This window comes from Pseudomonas sp. HY13-MNA-CIBAN-0226 (genome assembly GCF_040310305.1).
Classification (GTDB): domain Bacteria; phylum Pseudomonadota; class Gammaproteobacteria; order Pseudomonadales; family Pseudomonadaceae; genus Aquipseudomonas; species Aquipseudomonas gregormendelii.
The window spans coordinates 1-230 of record NZ_JBEOPS010000698.1 but is presented as its reverse complement, the minus strand read 5'-3'; the positions used below and the strand labels follow the sequence as shown (position 1 = coordinate 230).

Annotated in this window: 1 protein-coding gene; it reads left to right on the top strand. The window is 57.4% G+C overall.

Annotated features, from left to right (window positions below; all coding sequences use genetic code 11):
- On the top strand, positions 1-230 hold a 230-nt coding region (locus AAEZ05_RS30500; RefSeq protein ID WP_350650435.1), incomplete at both ends, for an immunoglobulin-like domain-containing protein.

Sequence of the window (230 nt, the reverse complement as noted above, 5' to 3'; positions counted from 1 at the left end):
ACGGCGGATAAAACCACCGTGGCTGAAGGCGGCCAAGTCACCTACACAGTGACCCTGACCACCAGCACCGGTCTGCCGTTGACCAACCATCCTGAGCTGACCTTTAAGCTCACCGATGGCACCTTGATCAAAGTGCCGGCTAACAGCGTCACTGGCCAAGCCACTATCACGGCAGCCGATGACATCGCGATTGGCGGTCAACCAGCCATCGTCAACAAACTGGTATCGGT